This is a genomic window from Acidovorax sp. 35-64-16 (assembly GCF_002281195.1).
GTDB lineage: Bacteria > Pseudomonadota > Gammaproteobacteria > Burkholderiales > Burkholderiaceae_C > Acidovorax > Acidovorax defluvii.
Window position 1 is genome coordinate 194035 of record NZ_NCFM01000004.1, and the last position, 20444, is coordinate 214478.

19 protein-coding genes and 1 pseudogene are annotated in these 20444 nt (G+C 64.3%); 7 read left to right on the top strand and 13 right to left on the bottom strand.

Features of this window, described 5'->3' with window-relative positions; genetic code table 11:
* Positions 1-8 precede the first annotated feature (8 nt).
* The 4 genes from B7Y64_RS05395 to B7Y64_RS05410 all read right to left on the bottom strand — a co-directional run bounded on the left by B7Y64_RS05395 (position 9) and on the right by B7Y64_RS05410 (position 2981).
* Positions 9-986, bottom strand: coding sequence for a beta-ketoacyl-ACP synthase III (locus B7Y64_RS05395; RefSeq protein ID WP_291323987.1), 978 nt, complete (start codon positions 984-986; stop codon positions 9-11).
* Positions 986-2038 carry a phosphate acyltransferase PlsX gene (gene plsX / locus B7Y64_RS05400; RefSeq protein ID WP_291323986.1) on the bottom strand — a complete coding sequence of 351 codons (1053 nt, stop codon included), beginning with the start codon at positions 2036-2038 and terminating at the stop codon, positions 986-988. The genes B7Y64_RS05395 and plsX overlap by 1 nt, the downstream gene beginning before the upstream one ends.
* Before the next feature lie 108 nt (positions 2039-2146).
* On the bottom strand, positions 2147-2329 hold the full coding sequence (gene rpmF, locus B7Y64_RS05405; protein ID WP_005794249.1) for a 50S ribosomal protein L32: 183 nt from the start codon (positions 2327-2329) through the stop codon (positions 2147-2149).
* Between the two features lie 100 nt (positions 2330-2429).
* On the bottom strand, positions 2430-2981 hold the full coding sequence (locus B7Y64_RS05410) for a YceD family protein (RefSeq protein ID WP_291323985.1): 552 nt from the start codon (positions 2979-2981) through the stop codon (positions 2430-2432).
* Positions 2982-3006: 25 nt separating this feature from the next.
* Between B7Y64_RS05410 and B7Y64_RS05415 the strand changes: the two genes are divergently transcribed.
* Positions 3007-3606, top strand: a complete 600-nt coding sequence (locus tag B7Y64_RS05415) for a Maf family nucleotide pyrophosphatase (RefSeq protein WP_291323984.1) — start codon at positions 3007-3009, stop codon at positions 3604-3606.
* On the top strand, positions 3603-4418 hold the full coding sequence (locus tag B7Y64_RS05420; RefSeq protein WP_024814389.1) for an SAM-dependent methyltransferase: 816 nt from the start codon (positions 3603-3605) through the stop codon (positions 4416-4418). Before B7Y64_RS05415 ends, B7Y64_RS05420 begins: the two co-directional genes overlap by 4 nt.
* Positions 4419-4554: 136 nt before the next feature.
* On the opposite strand, the gene B7Y64_RS05425 is transcribed toward B7Y64_RS05420, so the two are convergent.
* The 4 genes from B7Y64_RS05425 to B7Y64_RS05440 all read right to left on the bottom strand — a co-directional run bounded on the left by B7Y64_RS05425 (position 4555) and on the right by B7Y64_RS05440 (position 7808).
* Positions 4555-5613 (bottom strand): S49 family peptidase, encoded by a 1059-nt coding sequence (locus B7Y64_RS05425; RefSeq protein WP_291328483.1) that lies wholly within the window; start codon positions 5611-5613, stop codon positions 4555-4557.
* Between the two features lie 91 nt (positions 5614-5704).
* Positions 5705-6082, bottom strand: a complete 378-nt coding sequence (locus B7Y64_RS05430) for a Rieske 2Fe-2S domain-containing protein (RefSeq protein WP_024814387.1) — start codon at positions 6080-6082, stop codon at positions 5705-5707.
* 36 nt (positions 6083-6118) lie between these two features.
* The gene (locus B7Y64_RS05435; RefSeq protein WP_114655621.1) at positions 6119-6790 is read right to left on the bottom strand and encodes an HAD-IA family hydrolase; all 672 of its coding nucleotides are present in this window, start codon (positions 6788-6790) and stop codon (positions 6119-6121) included.
* Between the two features lie 7 nt (positions 6791-6797).
* A complete protein-coding gene (locus B7Y64_RS05440; protein WP_291323983.1) occupies positions 6798-7808 on the bottom strand; it encodes an RluA family pseudouridine synthase in 1011 nt (336 codons plus the stop codon).
* Between the two features lie 583 nt (positions 7809-8391).
* On the opposite strand from B7Y64_RS05440, the gene B7Y64_RS05445 reads away from it, so the two are divergent.
* From B7Y64_RS05445 to queF, 4 genes are all read left to right on the top strand, one after another.
* The gene (locus tag B7Y64_RS05445) at positions 8392-11535 is read left to right on the top strand and encodes an Rne/Rng family ribonuclease (protein ID WP_291323982.1); all 3144 of its coding nucleotides are present in this window, start codon (positions 8392-8394) and stop codon (positions 11533-11535) included.
* A 236-nt stretch (positions 11536-11771) separates the two neighbouring features.
* Positions 11772-12548, top strand: coding sequence for a peroxide stress protein YaaA (yaaA, locus tag B7Y64_RS05450; RefSeq protein ID WP_291323981.1), 777 nt, complete (start codon positions 11772-11774; stop codon positions 12546-12548).
* An 8-nt stretch (positions 12549-12556) separates the two neighbouring features.
* Complete coding sequence (locus tag B7Y64_RS05455) at positions 12557-13459, top strand: 2OG-Fe(II) oxygenase (protein WP_291328485.1); 903 nt, start codon at positions 12557-12559, stop codon at positions 13457-13459.
* A 66-nt stretch (positions 13460-13525) separates the two neighbouring features.
* Positions 13526-14371 carry an NADPH-dependent 7-cyano-7-deazaguanine reductase QueF gene (queF, locus tag B7Y64_RS05460; RefSeq protein ID WP_291323979.1) on the top strand — a complete coding sequence of 282 codons (846 nt, stop codon included), beginning with the start codon at positions 13526-13528 and terminating at the stop codon, positions 14369-14371.
* Between the two features lie 15 nt (positions 14372-14386).
* Here queF and B7Y64_RS05465 read toward each other — a convergent pair whose 3' ends face one another.
* The 5 genes and pseudogenes from B7Y64_RS05465 to B7Y64_RS05485 form a co-directional block, all read right to left on the bottom strand.
* The gene (locus B7Y64_RS05465; RefSeq protein ID WP_291323978.1) at positions 14387-14656 is read right to left on the bottom strand and encodes a hypothetical protein; all 270 of its coding nucleotides are present in this window, start codon (positions 14654-14656) and stop codon (positions 14387-14389) included.
* 103 nt (positions 14657-14759) lie between these two features.
* Positions 14760-16325 (bottom strand): annotated as a pseudogene (locus B7Y64_RS05470) (methyl-accepting chemotaxis protein).
* Positions 16326-16418: 93 nt separating this feature from the next.
* The gene (locus B7Y64_RS05475; RefSeq protein WP_291328491.1) at positions 16419-17609 is read right to left on the bottom strand and encodes a DNA polymerase IV; all 1191 of its coding nucleotides are present in this window, start codon (positions 17607-17609) and stop codon (positions 16419-16421) included.
* 149 nt (positions 17610-17758) lie between these two features.
* Positions 17759-18973 carry a type II toxin-antitoxin system HipA family toxin gene (locus tag B7Y64_RS05480; protein WP_291328487.1) on the bottom strand — a complete coding sequence of 405 codons (1215 nt, stop codon included), beginning with the start codon at positions 18971-18973 and terminating at the stop codon, positions 17759-17761.
* A gap of 38 nt (positions 18974-19011) precedes the next feature.
* Complete coding sequence (locus tag B7Y64_RS05485) at positions 19012-20076, bottom strand: helix-turn-helix transcriptional regulator (protein WP_291323976.1); 1065 nt, start codon at positions 20074-20076, stop codon at positions 19012-19014.
* Between the two features lie 191 nt (positions 20077-20267).
* Here B7Y64_RS05485 and B7Y64_RS05490 point away from each other — a divergent pair.
* On the top strand, positions 20268-20444 hold a 177-nt coding region (locus B7Y64_RS05490), incomplete at its 3' end, for a DUF4372 domain-containing protein (protein WP_291328493.1).

Sequence of the window (20444 nt, forward strand, 5' to 3'; positions counted from 1 at the left end):
GCTAAAAGCTATAATTTCAGGAGCACCGCACCCCAGGTAAAGCCCCCGCCCACCCCTTCCAGCAGCAGGGTTTCACCCTTCTTGACCTGCCCGGTGCGCACGGCATGGTCCAGCGCCAACGGAATCGAGGCTGCCGACGTGTTGCCGTGCTGGTCCACTGTGACCACCACCTTGTCCATGGACAGCTTCAGCTTCTTGGCCGTGCTCTGCATGATGCGGATGTTGGCCTGGTGCGGAATCAGCCAGTCGATGTCAGCATCGGTCATATTGGCTTTTGCCAGCGTGGCACGCGCCGCTTTGTCGAGCACACCCACCGCCAGCTTGAAAACGGCCTGACCATCCATCTTGAGCAAGGGATCGCCCAGAACGGCGCCGCCCGAGACGCTGCCCGGCACGCACAGGATGCCCACATACTGGCCGTCAGCGTGCAGATCGCTGGCCAGGATACCGGGCGTGTCAGAAGCCTCCAGCACCACCGCGCCGGCCCCATCGCCAAACAGCACGCAGGTGGTGCGGTCCTTGAAATCCAGAATGCGACTGAAAACCTCGGCCCCCACCACCAGCGCACGCTTGGCGGCGCCGGTCTGGATCATGGCGTCTGCCACCGTGAGGGCGTAGACAAAGCCACTGCATACCGCCTGCACGTCAAAAGCGGGACAACCATTGGCGCCCAGCTTGTTTTGCAATATGCAGGCCACCGAGGGGAACACCATGTCGGGCGTAGAGGTGGCGACGATGATCAGATCGATGTCTTGCGGCTCGCAGCCGGCGGCCTCCAGCGCCTTCTTGGCCGCCTCCAGACCCAGATCGCTACAGGCCACATCGGGCGCAGCGAAGTGGCGCGCCCGAATGCCGGTGCGCTCCACGATCCAATCGTCAGAGGTCTGGATGCCGCTCTGGGCCAGCTCGGCCACCAGATCGGCGTTGGTCACCCGGCGGGGGGGCAGGTAGCTGCCGGTGCCGGTAATGCGGGAATAGCGTCTCATCAATGTGTTGTCGCCGCAGCACCCGGCGTTGGCTGGGCATTGGCGGCCCCCAGCAGGGGCGCCGCATGCGCAATCCGGGTCCGGACACGGTCGAGCAGGTTGTTGCGGGCTGCATCATACGCCCGGTTCAACGCCTGCTCGAAGGCCATGGTGTCGGCCGAACCGTGGCTCTTGAACACCAGTCCGCGCAGGCCCAACAACGCCGCGCCGTTGTAGCGGCGGTAATCTATGCGCTTCATGAGCGCTTTTAGCACCGGATAGGCGAAGATGGCGGCAATTTTTGTCAGGATATTGCGCGAAAACTCTTGCTTGAGCCCGCCCACCACCATGGTCGCCACACCTTCACTGGCCTTCAACGCCACATTGCCCACGAAACCGTCACACACCACGATGTCCACGGTTCCCTTGAAAATGTCATTGCCTTCCACGTTGCCATAAAAATTCAGGTCACCTGCATTGGCAGCAGATCGCAGCAGTTCCCCGGCTTTTTTGATGACTTCGCTGCCCTTGATGATTTCTTCACCAATATTGAGCAAACCCACCGTGGGCTCTTCGACGCCCTTGAGCACTGACACCAGCGCAGAACCCATGACGGCAAACTGCAATAGGTGCTCGGCAGAGCAGTCCACATTGGCCCCCAGATCGAGCACCGTGGTGGCACCACCCTGGGCATTGGGCATCTGAGTGGCAATGGCTGGGCGGTCAATGCCATCGAGCGTCTTGAGGATATAGCGGGCAATGGCCATCAAGGCACCCGTGTTACCGGCGGAAACCGCAGCGGCAGCCGTGCCATCCTTTACCTGCTGAATGGCAACGCGCATGGACGAGTCCTTCTTGCGGCGCAGGGCAATCTCAACAGGGTCGTCCATGGCAACCACCTCGGTGGCCAGCACCACGGTGGCGCGCTCGTGCGAAAACGATTGCAGACTGTCCTTCAGACCGACCAGCAGCAGATGGGCATCGGGATGATGATTGAGGAACTGGCGGCACGCCGCGAGCGTGACGCGGGGGCCGTGGTCGCCCCCCATGCAGTCAACAGCCAGTGTGATCATGGGCGACTTGTCCGGCCGGCAGTGCGGGCCGAAAGAAAAATACAACGGTCAAAACAAAGGCCCGAGCTACAAATGCAGTAGCAACGGGCCTTGTGGAGAGGGCTAAAGTCAGGCTTCAGACTTGTTCTTCAGCACCTGACGGCCACGGTAGAAGCCGTTGGGGCTGATGTGGTGGCGCAGATGCGTTTCACCGGTGGTGGGTTCCACAGCAATGCCCGGCACGTTCAGGGCATTGTGCGAGCGGTGCATGCCGCGCTTGGAAGGGGACTTTTTGTTTTGCTGAACGGCCATGATGGCTCCTGGTCTTGAATAGGGTTGGTAAAAACGCGATCAGCCCAAAAAAGACCCGAGGGGATTCGCGTGAAGCCCACGATTATATCCCAAACGCCAATTACTGTCCCTTTTCTTCTTTGCGAAGGCTTGCCAACGCAGCGAAGGGGTTGGGTTTTTCTGCACTGGCCGCCTCAAAATCGTCGTCGCTGGAGGCCAGCGGCACGGCCGAGGGGCACTCATCGTGGCGCGGAACCACAGGAAGGGCCATCAGCAACTCATCCTCGATCAACTCGCGCAAATCGAATTCACGGCTCAGGGCCAGCAGATCTTCCTCACTCTCGTCGTCCAGCGCCTCGGCCGTGGCTTCGTCGGCCACGAAACGAAACGAGCGCTCCACGGCCAATGGCACATCCACCGGCGTCAGGCAGCGCTGGCATTCCATGGGAAAAGCGGCCTGCACCTTCATGTGCAGCCACACCTGACCGCTGTCACCGAGTTCCGTGCGCAGCTCGCCCGTGGCCGTCCAGTCCACCCGCAAATCGGGATGCAGGCCCTTGGCCTCCTGGGACAACCGCTCGTATTTCAGCAGCGAGTCGTGCCCGGACAGGTGTCCGCTTACCTGAGCGAAGGCCTTGACATCGAGCCGGTCGGGAGAGAATTCCTTGGTCATGGCGGCAGTGTAAGAGAATCGCCCGATGCAACAATCCCCCACCCCGCAACGCCCATTGGTATTGGGCTCTACTTCGCGTTACCGCCACGAACTCCTGGCCCGTCTGAACCTGCCTTTCGTCGTAGCAGCTCCCGAGGTTGACGAAACCCCGCTGGCCGAAGAAACACCGCGCGACCTGGCTTTGCGCCTGGCCGTGGCCAAGGCCCGCGCAGTGGCCCGCCAGCACCCACAGGCGGTGGTGATCGGCTCGGACCAGGTGGCCGACCTGGGTGGTCACCCGCTGGGCAAACCGGGCACGTACGAGCGTGCGACGGCCCAGTTGCGCCAGATGCGCGGCCAGACCGTGATTTTCCAGACGGCGGTGGCCGTGGTCTGTGAGGCCACGGGGTTCGAACAGGTGGATCTGGCGCCCGTGGAGGTGCGCTTTCGCGCACTGTCCGACGATGAGATTGAACGCTATCTGCGCGCCGAAGAGCCCTACGATTGCGCGGGCAGCGCCAAAAGTGAAGGCCTGGGCATTGCGTTGCTCGACGCCATCCTGAGCGACGACCCCACTGCCCTGATTGGCCTGCCGCTGATCCGCACCTGCCGCATGCTGCGCGCCGCCGGGGTGGTCTTGCCATGAGCACGCGCCCCACCACCCCGTCCGACGCGCCCAGCTTCACCGCCACCAACGGCACGCTGTACCTGGTGCCCGCACCGCTCGACTTCGGCTGCGACACCCAGGCGCCGCTGCAAGACGCCTTGCCCGATGGCACGTTGAAAACGGCGGCCCGCCTTACGCACTGGATTTGCGAGAACGCCAAGAGCACACGCGCCTACCTCAAGCGCATCGAGCCCCTGCATCCGCTGGCCGCTTCGCTGCAGCAGCAAACCATCACCGAGCTGCCGCGCGAGGTCCACAAGAAAGGCGACCATGGTGAAAAGGGGTCGGCGCCGTTTGATGCCCGCCCGCTGCTGGCCGCCGCACTGGTGGGGCACGACATGGGACTGATCAGCGAAGCGGGCATGCCTGCCGTGGCAGACCCCGGCTCATCGGTGGTGCGCGCAGCACACGATCTGGGCATTCCGGTGGTGCCACTGGTGGGCCCCGTCTCACTGCTGCTGGCGCTGGCGGCCAGCGGCCTCAACGGCCAGAATTTCGCCTTTACCGGCTACCTGCCAGTGGATGCGCAAGAGCGCAGCCAGCGCATCCGCGAGCTGGAATCTCTGGCGCTCAAGACCGGGCAAACCCAGCTCTTCATCGAAACCCCCTATCGCAACGCAGCGCTGTGGCAGGCGCTGGTGCAGACCCTGCAGCCCCACACGCGGCTGGCCATGGCAGGAGGGCTGACATTGCCCCAGGCCCAGATCCGCAGCCAGCTGGTGCGCCAGTGGCGCCAATTGCCATGCCCCACCGACAACCGCACACCGGTGGTATTCGCCCTGGGGCGTTAGGCACGTTAGGCATTGCGATTGAAAATTTGCTATCTATTTAATAGCTATTAGCGCTTACTGGATAAGCGTTAAGGGCATATTTCTTCAAAACATTGCCCCCCCCTCTGCTGCCCCCACCAAGCCGGGGCCAATGCGTTCAACGCAATTGCACCGTGGCGGGGGTTGCCAGGGCCTTGGCGGCGCCCACGCCCATCGCTGCGCCAAAACGCTTGACCAGGCGTTCGGCCACGTTTTCACGGCGGGTGTAGTCGATGATGTCTTCGGCCTTGACCACTTCGCGCGCCACAAAGTCAAGACTGCCCAGCTTGTCGGCCAGGCCCATTTCAATGGCCTGCTGGCCCGTCCAGAACAGGCCGCTGAAGGTTTCCGGCGTGGGTTTGAGGCGATCACCCCGCCCGGCCTTCACCACGCCAATGAACTGCTGGTGGATCTGGTCCAGCATGGTCTGGGCGTATTCACGCTGCGTTTGCGTCTGTGGACTGAAAGGATCGAGAAATCCCTTGTTCTCGCCCGCAGTGAGCAGGCGGCGTTCCACACCCAGCTTTTCCATGGTGCCCGTGAAGCCAAAGCCGTCCATCAGGACGCCAATGCTGCCCACGATGCTGGCCTTGTCCACAAAAATCTCGTCGGCTGCCGCCGCAATGTAATAGGCGGCCGAAGCGCAGGTTTCTTCCACCACCGCATACACAGGCTTGCCGTGTTTGGCCTTCAGGCGCAGGATTTCATCGTTGATCATGCCGGCCTGCACCGGGCTGCCACCGGGCGAGTTGATCAGCAGCACCAGTGCCTGCGAGCCTTCGTCTTCGAGGGCGCTGCGCATGGCGGCCACCACCAGCTCGGCGCTGGCTTCGGCGCCTGCGGCGATTTCACCCTTGATATCCACCACCGCGGTGTGGGGCGCCAACTTGCTGGCGCCACTGGTGCTCTGGTCCAGGGCCGCCCAGGCCACCAGCACGGCCACCAGCAGCCAGGTCAGGCGAAAGAATATCTTCCAACGCCGTGCACTGCGCTGCTCGTTGAGGGCTGCAAACGCCAGCTTTTCCAGCGTGGCCCGCTCCCAGCCGAGCTCCAGCGCCGCCTTGGGGCGAGCTGCCGAGGCCGCTCCTGATTCAGTAGCTGCTTGCGCCCACAGGTCGGGCGGTACAGACGGTTTTGTGCCAGAACCAGAACCGCCGGGTTGTTGCGAATCACTCATCTCACACCTCCCACCGGGACATGCCAACGCGGGCCGGTGCACCCACAGCGGGGGTGCAGCGCATGAACAAAAGAGCGAGGGTGTAATGCATCTAGAACTCGACGGGTTGCAGGTTGTGGGCAGTATGCCAGTGCACCACCCCGTCCACTTCGGACAGGGCGATTTTCACCAGCCCGCCGCGGCATGGGCCGCCCACGCAGGCGCCGGTGTCTGGCCGATAGGTCGCACCGTGCGTGGCGCAAAGCAGCCACTGGCCGGTGTCGTCAAAAAAGCGGTCGGGCTGGTAGTCCATCTCCATGGCCACATGGGAGCACCGGTTCAGGAAGGCGTGGGGCCGCCCCTCGAAGCGGATGGCAAAGGCCCGGCAGGTCTGCCCGGCATACACCACGTCAAAAGGCACGGCCAGGTGGCGCTCCTGCAGGTCGGCGCTGTTGCACAGCGCGATGGCGATGGAATCGGCGGTGGTCATGGGCAAGCGGGCACGGGTGATGCGATGGCGCGCAAGTTAGGCATGGGACAGCAGCCAGTCGTGCAACTCGCGCACCGAATGGGCCACATGCAGCGGATTCAGCACGTCAAAGGCCGCAGGCTCATGGGCGCCGTAGCTCACGCCCACGCTGGCACACCCCGCCGACAGCGCCATTTGCAGGTCGTGGGTGGTGTCGCCAATCATGAGCAGGCGCTCGGGCGGCACGTCGAATTCGGCCATCAACTCCTGCAGCATCAGGGGATGGGGTTTGCCGGCCGTCTCGTCGGCGGTGCGCGAGCCGTCGAAAACGCCCTTGAGCTGCACCGAATGCAGCGCCTCGTCCAGCCCCCGCCGGCTTTTGCCGGTGGCCACGGCCAGCAGATGGCCTTGCGCCCGCAGGTCACCCAGCAGGGGCAGCACGCCGTCGAACAGGCTCAGGTCGTCCTGGTGCTGCAGGTAGTGGTAACGGTAGCGGTTGCCCAGCTCGGGGTATTTTTCGGGCGGCACATCGGGCGCAGCATGGGCCAGGGCCTGGGTGAGTGCCATGCCGATCACGTAGGAAGCGGCTTCGTCGGTGGGCACGGCACCGCCCACGTCGCGCACGGCCTCCTGGATGCTGCGCACGATGATGGCCGTGGAGTCGAACAGCGTGCCGTCCCAGTCAAAGGCGATCAGGTCAAAGCGGCGTGGGCGGGAGGTCGCAGGCATGGGGCAATCAGGCGGTTGGAACGAAGTCGGCAAGCTCCGGCGGCAGTTCGGCGTTCAGCAGCACGCGTTCGCCGGTGGCCGGGTGCGTGAACTGTAACCGCCACGCATGAAGAAACATGCGCCGCATCCCCAGCTTGTGCAGGCGTTTGTTGAGGTCGAAATCACCGTATTTGTCGTCCCCCACGATCGCGTGCCCCTGGCTGGCCAGGTGCACACGGATCTGGTGGGTGCGGCCGGTCTTGATGGTCACCTCCAGCAGGCTCATGGCGGGCAGGCCTTGCGCCGGTCGGGCCGGCAGCAGCTGCCGCACCTTGACCAGCGTGACCGAACGCATGCCGTCAGGGTCATCGGCGGTGGTCACCCGCACGCGGCGTTCGCCGTCGGCCTGCAGGTATTTGTGCAGCGGCAGATCGATCACCTTCTTGTTGGGGGCCCAGGTCCCCGTAACCAGCGCCAGATAGGTTTTGCCGGTTTCGCGTTCACGGAACTGGTCTTGCAGGTGAGTGAGTGCTGACCTTTTTTTTGCCACCAGCAGGATGCCCGATGTTTCGCGGTCCAGCCGGTGCACCAGCTCCAGAAACCGGGCCTGGGGCCGCGCCTGGCGCAGTTGCTCGATCACGCCAAAGCTCACGCCGCTGCCACCATGCACCGCCACGCCAGCGGGCTTGTCCAGGGCAATCAGGTGTTCGTCTTCGAGCAGGATGGGGAACTCGCGCGCCGGAGCAGGCCGCTCGGCCTTTTCAGCCACCTTGTCGGAGATGCGCACGGGCGGCAGGCGCACCACGTCGCCCGCCTCCACGCGGGTGTCGGCGTTGACCCGGCCCTTGTTGATGCGCACCTCGCCACTGCGGATGATGCGATAGACATGGGTTTTGGGCACGCCTTTGAGCTGGCGTATCAGAAAGTTGTCGAGGCGCTGGCCCGCAGAGTCTTCGTCGACCTCCACCAGGCGCGCTGCGGGAGCGGGAGCGGCGGGGGTGCGGTCGGATGACGGTTTGCCCCCTATAATGTGTTTCACCTGCGCGTCAATGTGTAAGTGGTTGATTTGTCTGGAGTTTAGTCCACACAGCCCTTGCATTTGCGCAGGCAGGTCGATGCCAGCGGGCGTCGTACCGGCAGATTGCAGGCCAGATGCCTGCAGTGGCCTGTACGCCGTGCGGCGGGCTGACAAATTGAAACACTGATACGGAATCCCCCAAGCTGGCAGATTCGCCCCACCAGGGCGCAATCTGCCAGCGGATCGAAGCGAGCATGTGGTTGCTGATGGCATTGATATTGACTCTCTGGCGGTGGCGCTTGCCCCCGCTTTTGGGCGTCATATTGCCTATAGCGCGCACCCTGCCTGCGCATACAGCTATTATTTCAATAGCAAAACTGCGCACACTCCCACTCGCCCCCATCCACCCGCCCTTGCCGCCCCCGTTGAGCTAGCGCTCGACGGCACTGCGGCATCCCCGGCAATTCCCTTCGTTTCAATGCGTCAGTCCAGGCATTCACAGCTCCGGTAGAGCTTGTTTTTGGTTTGGAACTGCGGGTGGCAGCCCGCGCAGCCCTGTTGGCTGCGCCGCTGCCCTCCGCAAAACACGCAAAGGAATCGCATCATGAAGCGGATGCTCATCAACGCCACGCAGCCCGAAGAACGGCGCCTGGCCATCGTCGACGGACAAAAGCTCCTCGACTACGAAATCGAAATCGAGGGGCGCGAGCAACGCAAGGGCAATATCTACAAGGCCGTCGTCACGCGCGTCGAGCCTTCGCTGGAAGCCTGCTTTGTGGATTACGGCGAAGACCGCCACGGCTTTCTGCCGTTCAAGGAAATTTCGCGCAGCTACTTCGCCCCGGGTGTCTCGCCCAACCAGGCACGCATCAATGACGTGATCAAGGAAGGCCAGGAACTGCTGGTCCAGGTCGAAAAAGAAGAGCGCGGCAACAAGGGCGCTGCCCTGACCACCTTTGTCTCGCTGGCCGGCCGCTACGTGGTGCTGATGCCCAACAACCCCCGTGGCGGTGGCGTTTCGCGCCGCATCGAGGGCGAGGACCGCGCCGAGCTGAAAGAGGCGATGGACCAGCTCGAGTACCCCAACGGCATGAGCATCATCGCGCGCACGGCCGGCATTGGCCGCAGCGCGCCCGAGCTGCAGTGGGACCTGAACTACCTGCTCAAGCTGTGGAACGCCATCGACGGCGCGGCCAAGGGCGGCAAGGGCGCCTTCCTGATTTACCAGGAATCGAGCCTGGTGATCCGCGCGATCCGCGACTACTTCAACAACGACATCGGTGACATCCTCATCGATACCGACGACATCTACGAACAGGCGCAACAGTTCATGGCGCACGTCATGCCCGAGCATGCCGCCCGTGTGAAGCGCTACCGCGACGATGCTGCCCTGTTCAGCCGCTTCCAGATCGAGCACCAGATCGAATCGGCCTACGCCCGCACCGTGCAACTGCCCTCGGGCGGCGCCATCGTGATCGACCACACCGAAGCGCTGGTCAGCGTGGACGTGAACTCGGCCCGCGCCATCAAGGGCGGCGACATCGAGGAAACCGCCACGCGCACCAACCTGGAAGCCGCCGACGAAGTGGCCCGCCAGATGCGCCTGCGCGACCTGGGCGGCCTGATCGTGATCGACTTCATCGACATGGAGGAGAGCAAGAACCGCCGCGAAGTGGAAAACCGCCTGCGCGACGCACTGCGCCAGGACCGCGCCCGCGTGCAGTTCGGCACCATCAGCAAGTTCGGCCTCATGGAAATGAGCCGCCAGCGCCTCAAGCCCGCCCTGAGCGAAGGTTCGTCCATCCCCTGCCCCCGTTGCGGCGGCTCGGGCCACATCCGTGACACCGAATCGTCGGCCCTGCAGATCCTGCGGATCATTCAGGAAGAGTCGATGAAGGACAACACGGCCGCCGTGCACTGCCAGGTGCCGGTGGAAGTGGCCTCGTTCCTGCTCAACGAAAAGCGCACCGAGATCGCCAAGATCGAACTCAAGCAGCGCGTCGCCGTGCTGATGGTTCCCAACAAGACGCTGGAAACCCCCAACTACCGCCTGGAACGACTCAAGCACGACGACCCGCGCCTGGACCACATCGAAGCCAGCTACAAGCTCGCAGAAGAAGTGGAAGACCCCACGGCCGTGACGCGCCGCTCGCAAGAGCCCACCAACAAGCAGACCCCGGTGATCAAGGGTGTGCTGCCAGATGCGCCCGCGCCCATCGCAGAACCGCGCGAGCCGCGCCCCGAAGGCGCCGTGCGCCCACCGCGCGCGGGCCAGCGCCCGGCCGCTGCTGCCCCGGTGCAAGCCGCCGCACCCGCTCCTGCGGCACCGCGCGCCCCTGTCGCGGCCCAGGAACAAGGCTTCTTCGGCTGGCTCAAGAGCCTGTTTGGCATGGGTGACGCCCCGGCATCCGCTCCGGTGGCAGCCCCCGCACCGGCCGCTGCGCCCGCCGAAGCCGGCACACGCAGCGAACCCCGCCGCGACGGCCGCAATGGCGAAGGCCGTGGCCGCCGTGGTGAACGCGGCGCAGGCCGCGACGGCAACCGCGAAGGCGGTGCCCGTGATGGCAACCGCGAAGCTGCCGGTGAAGGCCGTGGCCGCCGTGGTGAACGCTCGGCTGAGGGCCGCGCCCCGCGCGACGGCGAAGGCCGTCCTCCCCGTGGCGAAGGCGAAGGCCGCAATGGACGTGAAGGTCGCGAAGGCCGTGAAGGTGGCCGTGGCCGCCGCGACGAGCCCCGCAACAACGCTGCTGGCGCCGACGCCGACAATGCCGCCGCCCAGACCGCCATCCAGGCGCAGGTGACGGGCCCGAACGGCAATGGCGCCGAAACGGCTGGCACCCAGCCCCGTGGCGAACGCGGCCCCCGCCGTGAACGCGGTGAAGGCCAGGGTCGTCGTGAACGCGGCGAACGCGCACCCCGCGCGGCAGAGTCCCGGGAAGACACCGGCGCCCCCACGCCCGACTTCGCGGACACCGCGCCGCTGGCATCGCTGCCCGATCTGGACCTGACCGGCAACGACGTCGCACCGGCCGCAGAAGAACGCCGTGAGCGCCGCTCACGCGACCGCTATGGCCGTGACCGGCGCGAACGCGGTGAACGCGGTCCCCGCGACACGGTGGAATCGGCTGCCCCCGCCATGATGGAGCTCGACACCTCGGCCCCGGTTGCCGCCACTGCGACCGAAGCCCAGGAAGAGCCGGCACGCCGCAGCTACTTCAACGCGGCTCCGGCACCGGCGCAAGCACCCGCAGCCCCTGCGCCAGCGCTGGTACCCGCTCCTGCACCCGTGCCAGCACCCGCACAGCCCCGCGCCGAGACCGCCGTGCAAGCTGCTGCCCCCGTGCCAGCACCTGCTGCCGCACCGGCACCGGCGCCCTTGGCCGCCGCGCCAGCGCCAGCGCCCGCTCCTGTGGCGGTGGCTGCAAAGTCCGCACCCGCGGTGTCACCGGCGCCTGCCGCAGCCCCTACAGCGGCACCGGCCCAAGGCATGCCCCGCGTCCAGGGCTTTACGCTGCCGCTCGATGCGCTGCACCAAGTAGCTGCTGCGTCGGGCCTGCAATGGGTGAACTCGGATGCTGAAAAAATCGCCGCCGTACAGGCAGCGATTGCCGCCGAGCCACAACCCATCCGCGTGCCGCGCGAGCGCCCGCCCGCCGTGGTGCTGGACGAAGGCCCGCTGGTGCTGGTGGAAACCCGCCGCGACCTCTCTGCCATGACGCTGCCGTTTGAGCAACCCCCAACGGCTTGATGCCCTGACAGGTCTGCCGCCCCCCGGGCCGCAGTCACCACCAAAGAAGGCGGCCTGGGCCGCCTTCTTTCATTGCAGCCCGCAAATACCCGTGGGGGCCAGCAGCAACCCGGCACCGGGTACCATTTTGGGTCGCTGTGGCCACCGCACGCATGCAGCACCCCGCATCGCCAGCGCCTGCAGTGTCCCGGCCACCGCCTGCCTTGCCCTCCGAGATCCACAGACCTTCCGCCAACATGCTGTTCCTGCTGTCTCCCGCCAAATCGCTCGACTACGACACGCCTTTGCCCGAGGGGCTGCCGCACACCGTGCCGCAGTTCGTGCCGCAGTCGGCGCAGCTGATCGAGGTGCTGCGCCAGAAATCCCCCCAGGACATCGCCTCGCTGATGGGTCTGAGCGACAAGCTCGCCGCCCTGAACGTGGCGCGCTACGAGGTGTGGCAACCGAAATTCACCGCCACCAACGCACGCCAGGCCGTGCTGGCCTTCAACGGTGATGTGTATGAAGGCCTGCAGGCCCGCACGCTGACCGCGCCCGACCTGGACTGGGCGCAAAACCATGTGGCCATCCTCAGCGGCCTGTATGGCGTGCTGCGGCCGCTCGATCGCATGCAGCCCTACCGGCTGGAAATGGGCACGCGCCTGGCCACCGATGCGGGCAGCAACCTCTACCAGTTCTGGGGCAGCCAGATTGCCGAGCACCTCAACACCCGCTTGCGTGCCGACACCACACCCGTGGTGGTCAACCTGGCTTCGCAGGAGTATTTCAAGGCCGTGGACCGCAAGGCCCTCAAGGCGCGCGTCATCGACTGCGTGTTCGAGGACTGGAAAGCGGGCGCCTACAAGATCATCAGCTTTCATGCCAAGCGCGCGCGGGGCCTCATGGCGCGCCATGCCATCACGCACCGCATTGCCACGCCCCACCAGCTCGAAGGGTTTGACCTGGAGGGCTATGCCTTTGCCCCCGCCGCCTCCGAGCCCGAGCGCCTGGTGTTCCGGCGCAAGGCGGCCTGAGCAGCATCATGGCGACGCGTTCTGACCAGCGCACCCCGGCAGGGGCAAGCACGGCGCAACCGGCCCGCCAATCCATCACGCCCGAGCTGCGCGACTGGATTGCCGAGCAGGCCAGCGCCGGCTGCTCGCCCGCCGCCCTGCGGCAATCCCTGCGCGCAGCGGGCTGGGACGACGACGTGGCCGCGCAGGCGCTGGCCGATGCGCTGCAAGCACCCACCAGCAACAGCCCCGAGGCCCACCACCGCGCACCGCCCCTGGCCGTGCCCGCACCGCTGCTGGCAGATTCGCCCCCGTTTCTGGATGCGGGCGACCGGCAGGTCGGCGTGCTGCTCACCCTCGCGCAGCCCCGCCTGGTGGTGTTTGCCAACCTGCTTGCGCCCGAGGAATGCGACGCCCTGATCGCCGCCGCCGCCCCGCGCATGGCGCGCTCGCTCACGGTAGCCACCCAGACGGGCGGCGACGAAATCAACGACGACCGCACCAGCGACGGCATGTTTTTTCAGCAGGGCGAGAGCCCGCTGATCCAGCGCATCGAAAAACGCATTGCCCGCCTGCTGAACTGGCCCATCGAAAATGGCGAAGGCCTGCAGGTACTGCACTACGGCCCCGGAGCCGAATACAAGCCGCATTACGACTACTTTGACCCCGCCGAGCCCGGCACCCCCACCATCGTGCGGCGCGGCGGGCAGCGCGTGGGCACGCTGGTGATGTACCTGAACACGCCCGAAAAAGGCGGCGGCACCATCTTCCCCGATGTGCAGGTCAAGGTGGCACCGCAGCGCGGCAACGCCGTGTTCTTCAGTTACGAGCGCCCCGATCCGTCCACGCGCACGCTGCATGGCGGCGCGCCGGTCATTGCGGGCGACAAGTGGATTGCCACCAAATGGCTGCGCGAGCGCGAATTTATATAAAAACAGGCTCTAGCGCTTTCCCGATAAGCGCAAGCAGCTATTAATTTAATAGTAAAAGGATAGACCATGACCACGCCGGAACAATCGCAGCTGGGCAAAACATCGGCGTATGCCGATCAATACGACGCCTCGCTGCTGTTTCCCATCCCGCGCGCGGGCAAGCGCGCCGAGATCGGCATTGCGGGCGCAGCACCCTTTTTTGGGGCCGACCTGTGGACGGCTTTCGAGCTGTCGTGGCTGAACTTGCGCGGCAAGCCGCAGGTGGCGCTGGCGCACATCACCGTGCCCTGCGAAACACCCAACATTGTCGAGAGCAAGTCCTTCAAGCTTTACCTCAACAGCTTCAACAACACGCGCTTTGCCGATGCGGCTGAAGTGCAGGCACGCATCCGCACCGACATCAGCGAAGCCGTGTGGCGCGGTGCCGACCGCGCCGCCACCGTGGGCGTGAAACTGCTGCTGCCCGAACTGTTTGACCGCGAGCCCGTGCACGAACTCGATGGCCTGAGTCTGGACCGGCTGGACGTGGAATGCACGCGCTACCAGCCCGCACCCGAATTGCTGACCGCGGCCTCTGGCGAAGCGCCCGTGTCCGAGGTGCTGACCAGCAACCTGCTCAAGAGCAATTGCCTGGTGACCGGCCAGCCCGACTGGGGCAGCGTGCAGATTGCCTACAGCGGCCCGCAGATCGACCAAGAGGGGTTGCTGCAATACATCGTGAGCTTTCGCAACCACAACGAATTCCACGAGCAGTGCGTGGAACGCATCTTCATGGACCTGTGGACGCGCTGCAAACCCATCAAGCTGATGGTGTACGCCCGCTACACGCGCCGCGGCGGGCTGGACATCAACCCCCTGCGCACCAGCCACCCTCACGCGCTGCCGGCCAATGTGCGCACGGCGCGGCAGTGAGGGTGGGTTGCGCAGTCAGGAACGGCGCTGATCGAGCCAGTCGCAGCGCAGCTTGTGGCGCCGGTGCGCGCTACCGCGCCAGGTGACATAGAGGCTGGGGAACAGCATGCCCACACAACACAGGGGTGCGCCCCACCACTGGTCAAACAGGTAGGTGGGAAACCAACCCACCCAACCCATGAGCCAGAAGGTCAGGACCGCATCCCACAAGTGGTATTCCAAGGGGTGGTCGGCCTTGTGATCCACATGCCATTGCTTGATGCGTTGCAGTTCTTCGAGGGTCATTGGAATCTCCCGGCGCGACGGGGACTACAACGTAAGTCTGACGTAAGTTTTCGTCAAGATGCCGGTGTGCCACCCGGCACACCGTATCGGGATGACACCACCCTCAACGCACGCGGAACACTTCCAGCGTGCGGCCCAGCACGGCCGCGCTGTCGCTCATGACGCGCGAGGAGGCAGCCGATTGCTCCGCCAGCGCAGCGTTTTGCTGCGTGTCGCGGTCCAGCAGGGTGACGGCCTCGTTGACCTGGGAGATGCCTTCGGACTGCTCGCGCGCCGCCTCGCCCATCTGGCCCATGAGGGAGTTGACGTGCGCGACCGACTGCACCACCTGGTCGATGGTCTGGCTGGCCGACTGCATCAGCCCGGCACCGCGTTCGATGTTGGTGGCCGAATCGTTGATCAGCCCCTGGATTTCCTTGGCCGCCTCGGACGAGCGCTGCGCCAGGCTGCGCACCTCGCCTGCCACCACGGCAAAGCCACGGCCCTGCTCGCCTGCGCGTGCGGCCTCAACGGCCGCATTGAGCGCCAGGATGTTGGTCTGGAAGGCGATGCCCTCGATGGTGGAGATGATCTGCCCCATCTTGCGCGAAGACTGCTCGATGGCACTGACCACTTGGCTGACCTGGGCCACCGCCTGCCCGCCCTGGGTCGCCAGCTCGGAACTGTGGCGGCTCTCACGCACCACTTTTTGTGCGGCCTCGTTGGAGTTTTCCACCGTGGCGGAGATCTGCTCCATGGCGGCGGCCGATTCTTCCAGGCTGCTGGCCTGCGACTCGGCCCGGCCCGACAGGTCCTGCGCGCTCTGGGCGATTTCCGCCGAGATGCCGCTGAACCGCTCCATCTCTTCCATCGCGTCGCCCACCACGGCCCGGATGTTGAGTTGCAGACGCTACACGCGCGCCATGACCTTGCCCAGCACATGGGTCATGGGCAGCTCGGGCTCGCGGTGCGTGAGGTCGCCAGCGGCCATGCCGTTGAGCAGGCGGCGCAGGCTGCGGATGGGCAGGGTCATGCCCACGTGGTAGCGCGCCAGCACCAGGCCCGCCGTCACCAGCCAGGCCAGGGTGTGCAGGGCCACGGCCGTGCCATCGTTCCAGCCCATCCAGCCTGGCACCAGCGACACCAGCATGAGCGGCAGCAGCATGGCCGCCAGGCGCAGCGTGGGGCCCGCGCGGTAGCGCTTGCGCAGGTTGTTGTCCCACATGCTGGTGCTGCGCACGCCACCGGCATGGATGCGGATGGTCTGGCGCCCGGACTCGCGCTCCTGCTTGACGCGCGCATACAAGGCCTCGGTGGCCTGAACCTGCTCGCGCGTGGGCTTGGTGCGCACCGACATGTACCCCACCGGTTTTCCCTGGCGCATGATGGGGGTGACGTGGGCCTGCACCCAGTAGAAGTCGCCATTCTTGCGCCGGTTCTTCACAAAGCCCGTCCAGCTGCGCCCGCGGCCTATGGTGGACCACATGTCCTTGTAGGCCTCGGGCGGCATGTCCGGGTGGCGGATCAGGTTGTGCGGCTGGCCCATGAGTTCTTCCATGGTGAAGCCACTCACACGGGCAAAGGGCGCGTTGCAGTGTGTCAACAACCCTTTGGTATCGGTGGTGGACATCAGCAGCTCGTCGGCCGGGAAGTCGTATTCGTTGTTGGTGACGGGAAGGTTGAAGCGCATAGGTAAGTCCTGCCGAAAGGTTCCGCACGGAAACGGTGCAAACCATTGTGCCGTGGTTTGCTGACACAAAAATTTACGTGATTTCCCTGATGGTCAGAAAAGCCCCAGCGTCTCTCCCTGCGCCGGGCCGGGGGAGTGCGCAGCGGCAGGGTGCAAAGCCGCCTCGGCCACCGGCACCAGCGAGGCCACACGCACACCCAGCAGGCGCAGGCGCTGTTGCAGCGGCACGCGCTTGAGGCACTGGCCCGCCACGCGGCGCAGCATGGCGGCGTCCTGCGTGGCCTGGCCAATGGTCTGGTCGCGCGTGGCGCCGCGAAAGTCCGCATAGCGCAGCTTGATGCCGATGGTGCGGCCCGCATAGCCCTTGCGCTGCAGGTCCTGCGCCACCTGCTCGCACAAGGCCGTGAAGATGCGGCCCAGCTCGGCGCGGTCGTGCACGGCGTGCAGATCGCGCTCGAAGGTGGTTTCGCGGCTGATGCTCACGGGCTCGCTTTCAGTCACCACCGGGCGCTCGTCGCGCCCCCAGGCGGCATCGTGCAGCCAGGCCCCCGTGGCCTTGCCAAAGTGCTGCACCAGCCAGGCGCGCGATCGCGCGGCCAGCTCGCCGATGGTGTGGATGCCGTGGGCCGCCAGCTTGTCATCGGCCTTGGGGCCAATGCCGTTGATCTTGCGGCAGGCCAGCGGCCAGACCAGCGGTTGCAGGTCGCCCTCGTGCACGATGGAAATGCCCTTGGGCTTGTGAAATTCGCTTGCCATCTTGGCCAGCAGCTTGTTGGGCGCCACGCCAATGGAGCAGGTCAGACCCGTGGCATCAAAAATGGCTTTTTGGATCAGCCGCGCCAGCACGCGCCCGCCCTCGCGCTGGCCGCCGGGCACGTGGGTGAAGTCGATGTAGACCTCGTCCACCCCCCGGTCCTGCATCACCGGGGCGATCTCGGTAATGGTGCTCTTGAACAGCCGTGAAAACCTGCGCACCTCGTCAAAATCCACCGGCAGCACAATGGCATGCGGGCACAGCCTGGCGGCTTTCATCATGCCCATGGCCGAGCCCACACCAAACTGCCGCGCCGCATAGGAGGCCGTGGTGATGACGCCCCGGCCTACGTAGTCCTTGAGCAAGGGAAATTCCGACACAGGAATGAAGCAAGGCTCCCGCGGGCCCGAACCATCTGGGTGCTGCAACAAGGCATCGTCCACCTTGCGCCTGCCACCGCCAATCACCACGGGCAAGCCCTTGAGCTGGGGGTAGCGCAGCAGTTCCACAGAAGCGTAGAACGCATCCATGTCCAAATGCGCAATGCGTCGCTGCTTGGCACAAGGCTGTACCGTGGCGGCCTGGTTATCGAGGGCGGTTTCAGGGTCAGGAACGGTCACAGCCGATATTGTGCGCGGCGCGTTGACAGCCTGCTGCCACACACCACACGGGCCCCACGTTAGAGAAAAGCCACCCTCTGCACCCTCAGTGCATCGCGGTCGATGCTGGCCTGCAGCAGTTCCATATCAGCACGACATACCCCCTGTTGCACAAAATGGACTTGCCAACCGTGCACCACTCGAGCGACCTGCTGGATCAGCTCCACGGCCCGAGCGCGCTGGATGCCGAATTCCCGCAGCTCCGTCAGCGCATTCTCCAGACTGGACTCCGCCCCCGCCAAGCCCACGGCCATCGCCTGGTAGCCCAGGTTTTGCAGTGTGGGCACCACGTCGTAGGCGGGGGTCAGTTCGTAGTAGCCATCCAGCCCCAAGCGCAGGCTATGGTTGCGCTCATGGTCGTCCGTGTTGTCCATGAGGATGTTAAACACCATACGCTTGAACAGCTCTTCGCGCTGCGCCACTTGCGTGTCGGGGTGGGCCAAGCGCAGCAGCACCGTGGCCAGCGCGCTGTAGCTCTCGGGCAACCGCGCCGCGCGCAGCGCTGTGCGGGCCGACAGGCAATGCAGGCGGTAGCCACCCACACGGTCAAAGCGCTCAATGGTCAACGCATGGCGCGCCTTGCCGTGCCGAGCAGGCACATGCAACACACCTGTGGCAGCAACGCGGATACCGGCCTGCGCAGCCAGGGTCATGGTGGCGTGTTCGACCAGCGGCGTGTCCACCGCATCGTCCAGCTCACTGAACTTGATGACGCAAGGCCCCGCATCGGTTTGCAGCAGCGCCTTGGGGCGTGCGCCGCCCAGCGTCACACCGGGCTGGATCAGGCGCTGCATCTCAGCCGTGACCGGGGCCTGGGTTTGCAGGTCTTCCATGGCAGCGCTGAGCTGTGCCAAGTCCCGTACCTGGGGGTATGGGCCCAAAGCACGCGGCACATAGCGGTCTGCAGACACCGATACGCCCAGCGCACCAAACCGGTCATCGCCCGCAAACAGCAGCATCTCCAAAATCGACAAGCGTGCAGGCCGGTCCACATGGCGGATGATGCGCTCGCCCCAACGGTCAGGTCGTGCATCGTCAATGGCACCTGGGGCACTGCTACGTTCGCCTGCTGTGAACTCTTGTCCCGTTACCAAGGGCAAGTCTTCGCTCAGAGGGAAATGCCACCAGTCCTCGCGGTACTGGAAGGTGGCACAGTCGGCCACAAGCTGGGACAAGCGCAACTCGCCCACCAAGGTGGGCTGCTCGGGGTTCACAAGCATCCACAAAAACATCATGTCTTGTGGGACATAACTGCTCGGCACAACTACTGCCGTCATTTGCCTCCCAACTGTCTTTGCAGAATCAACGCAGCCAACCCATTTGCAACCGACCCACCCGTCAAAGACTGCTTGTGTTTCTCAAGCATGCCTTCATGCGAATTCAAGGCGTTATTTTTGGCGAGCTGTTCAACAGCACCTGCTACAGATCCTTCCACAAGGGACTTCTGAAGCCTCGTGAGTTCATCCTCCCAAGAGTTCAAGGCATACCCCCTCATGTACTCCTCTTTGGCTCTTGCAATGGCCCCTCCTGTCGCAGACTCATGCAGTTTTTGAAATTCACTATCTCCAGAGCTGAGCGCTTGCAATTTCGCTTGCTCGTATGCAGCGCTTGCCGTAGAACCTCCCGCCAAAGACTCATGGAGCTTACGAAGCTCTTTCTCCCCAGAGCCGAGCGCATTCAACTTAGCAAACTCCGTTGCGGCACTTGCCACTGACTCGCTATTTAGAGACTTCTTGAGCTCATCGAGTTCTTTTTCAGGCCAACTCAAGATCTCTGGCTTCAAATATTCGGCTGAGGGATGTTCTCCCCATCTTGGGTCGCGCAGCTTTTCCGCTGCTGAGTAAACGGCCCCCAAAGAATGCCCAGAACCCGCACTGGTGGCAGCCTCATAAACACTGCCCTGTATCTGCGCAGGATGCGCTCTAGATTCTTGTGCAGAAGAGATGATGTTCACCGCCCTAGACGAGCGTATTTCTTGCTCTGCTGAAGCAACTCGAACGTCATGACTGGATTGTTTTTTTGCCTTGAAGGACTTCTTGCGAGCCTTAACCACCTCCCGCTCCAACGCGGCATGGTCGTTCTGCGGTGCAATCACATCGGCCACCGCCATCGCCGGATTCACCAGCCACATGCACATCACATAGCTGGCCATGGCCACGGATGGGTCGCCCCGTTCGATGCGCGCCATGGTGGGTTGCGAAACGCCCAGCCGACGTGCCCATTGGGCCTGCGTCTCGCCCCGCCGCTTGCGGGCGATGGCAATGTGCTGGCCTAGCCGTTCAATCTGCTGGAGGACGGCCTGGGGATGCTCGGCGGGGCTGATATTTTGCTTTGGCATTCATAGATAGTAGTTAAATCGACTTTTAAAGTAAATCTATGAATATTGCCAGTAGTGTCCGGTTTATTTTGAGACGACAAGCAGCAATGCCAATGCTGATGCGGGTTCCAGAGTATTCATGGGTGTCCACGATTTGAATTTCGTTTTGCTCATTTGCGATGCTCGCGGGTTTCAACGACCCGGGGTGGCGCATGAATGTGGGCAAGACGCTGTTCGCACAGGTGATGGAGTTTGTGCCTTGGAAGACCTTCTCGCGCATCATCGAACGTCACGATGGCGATGCAGGTGTTCGCACCCTGGGATGCGCAGACCTGTTTCGTGTCATGGCGTTCTCCCAGCTCACATGGCGCGAATCGCTGCGCGACATC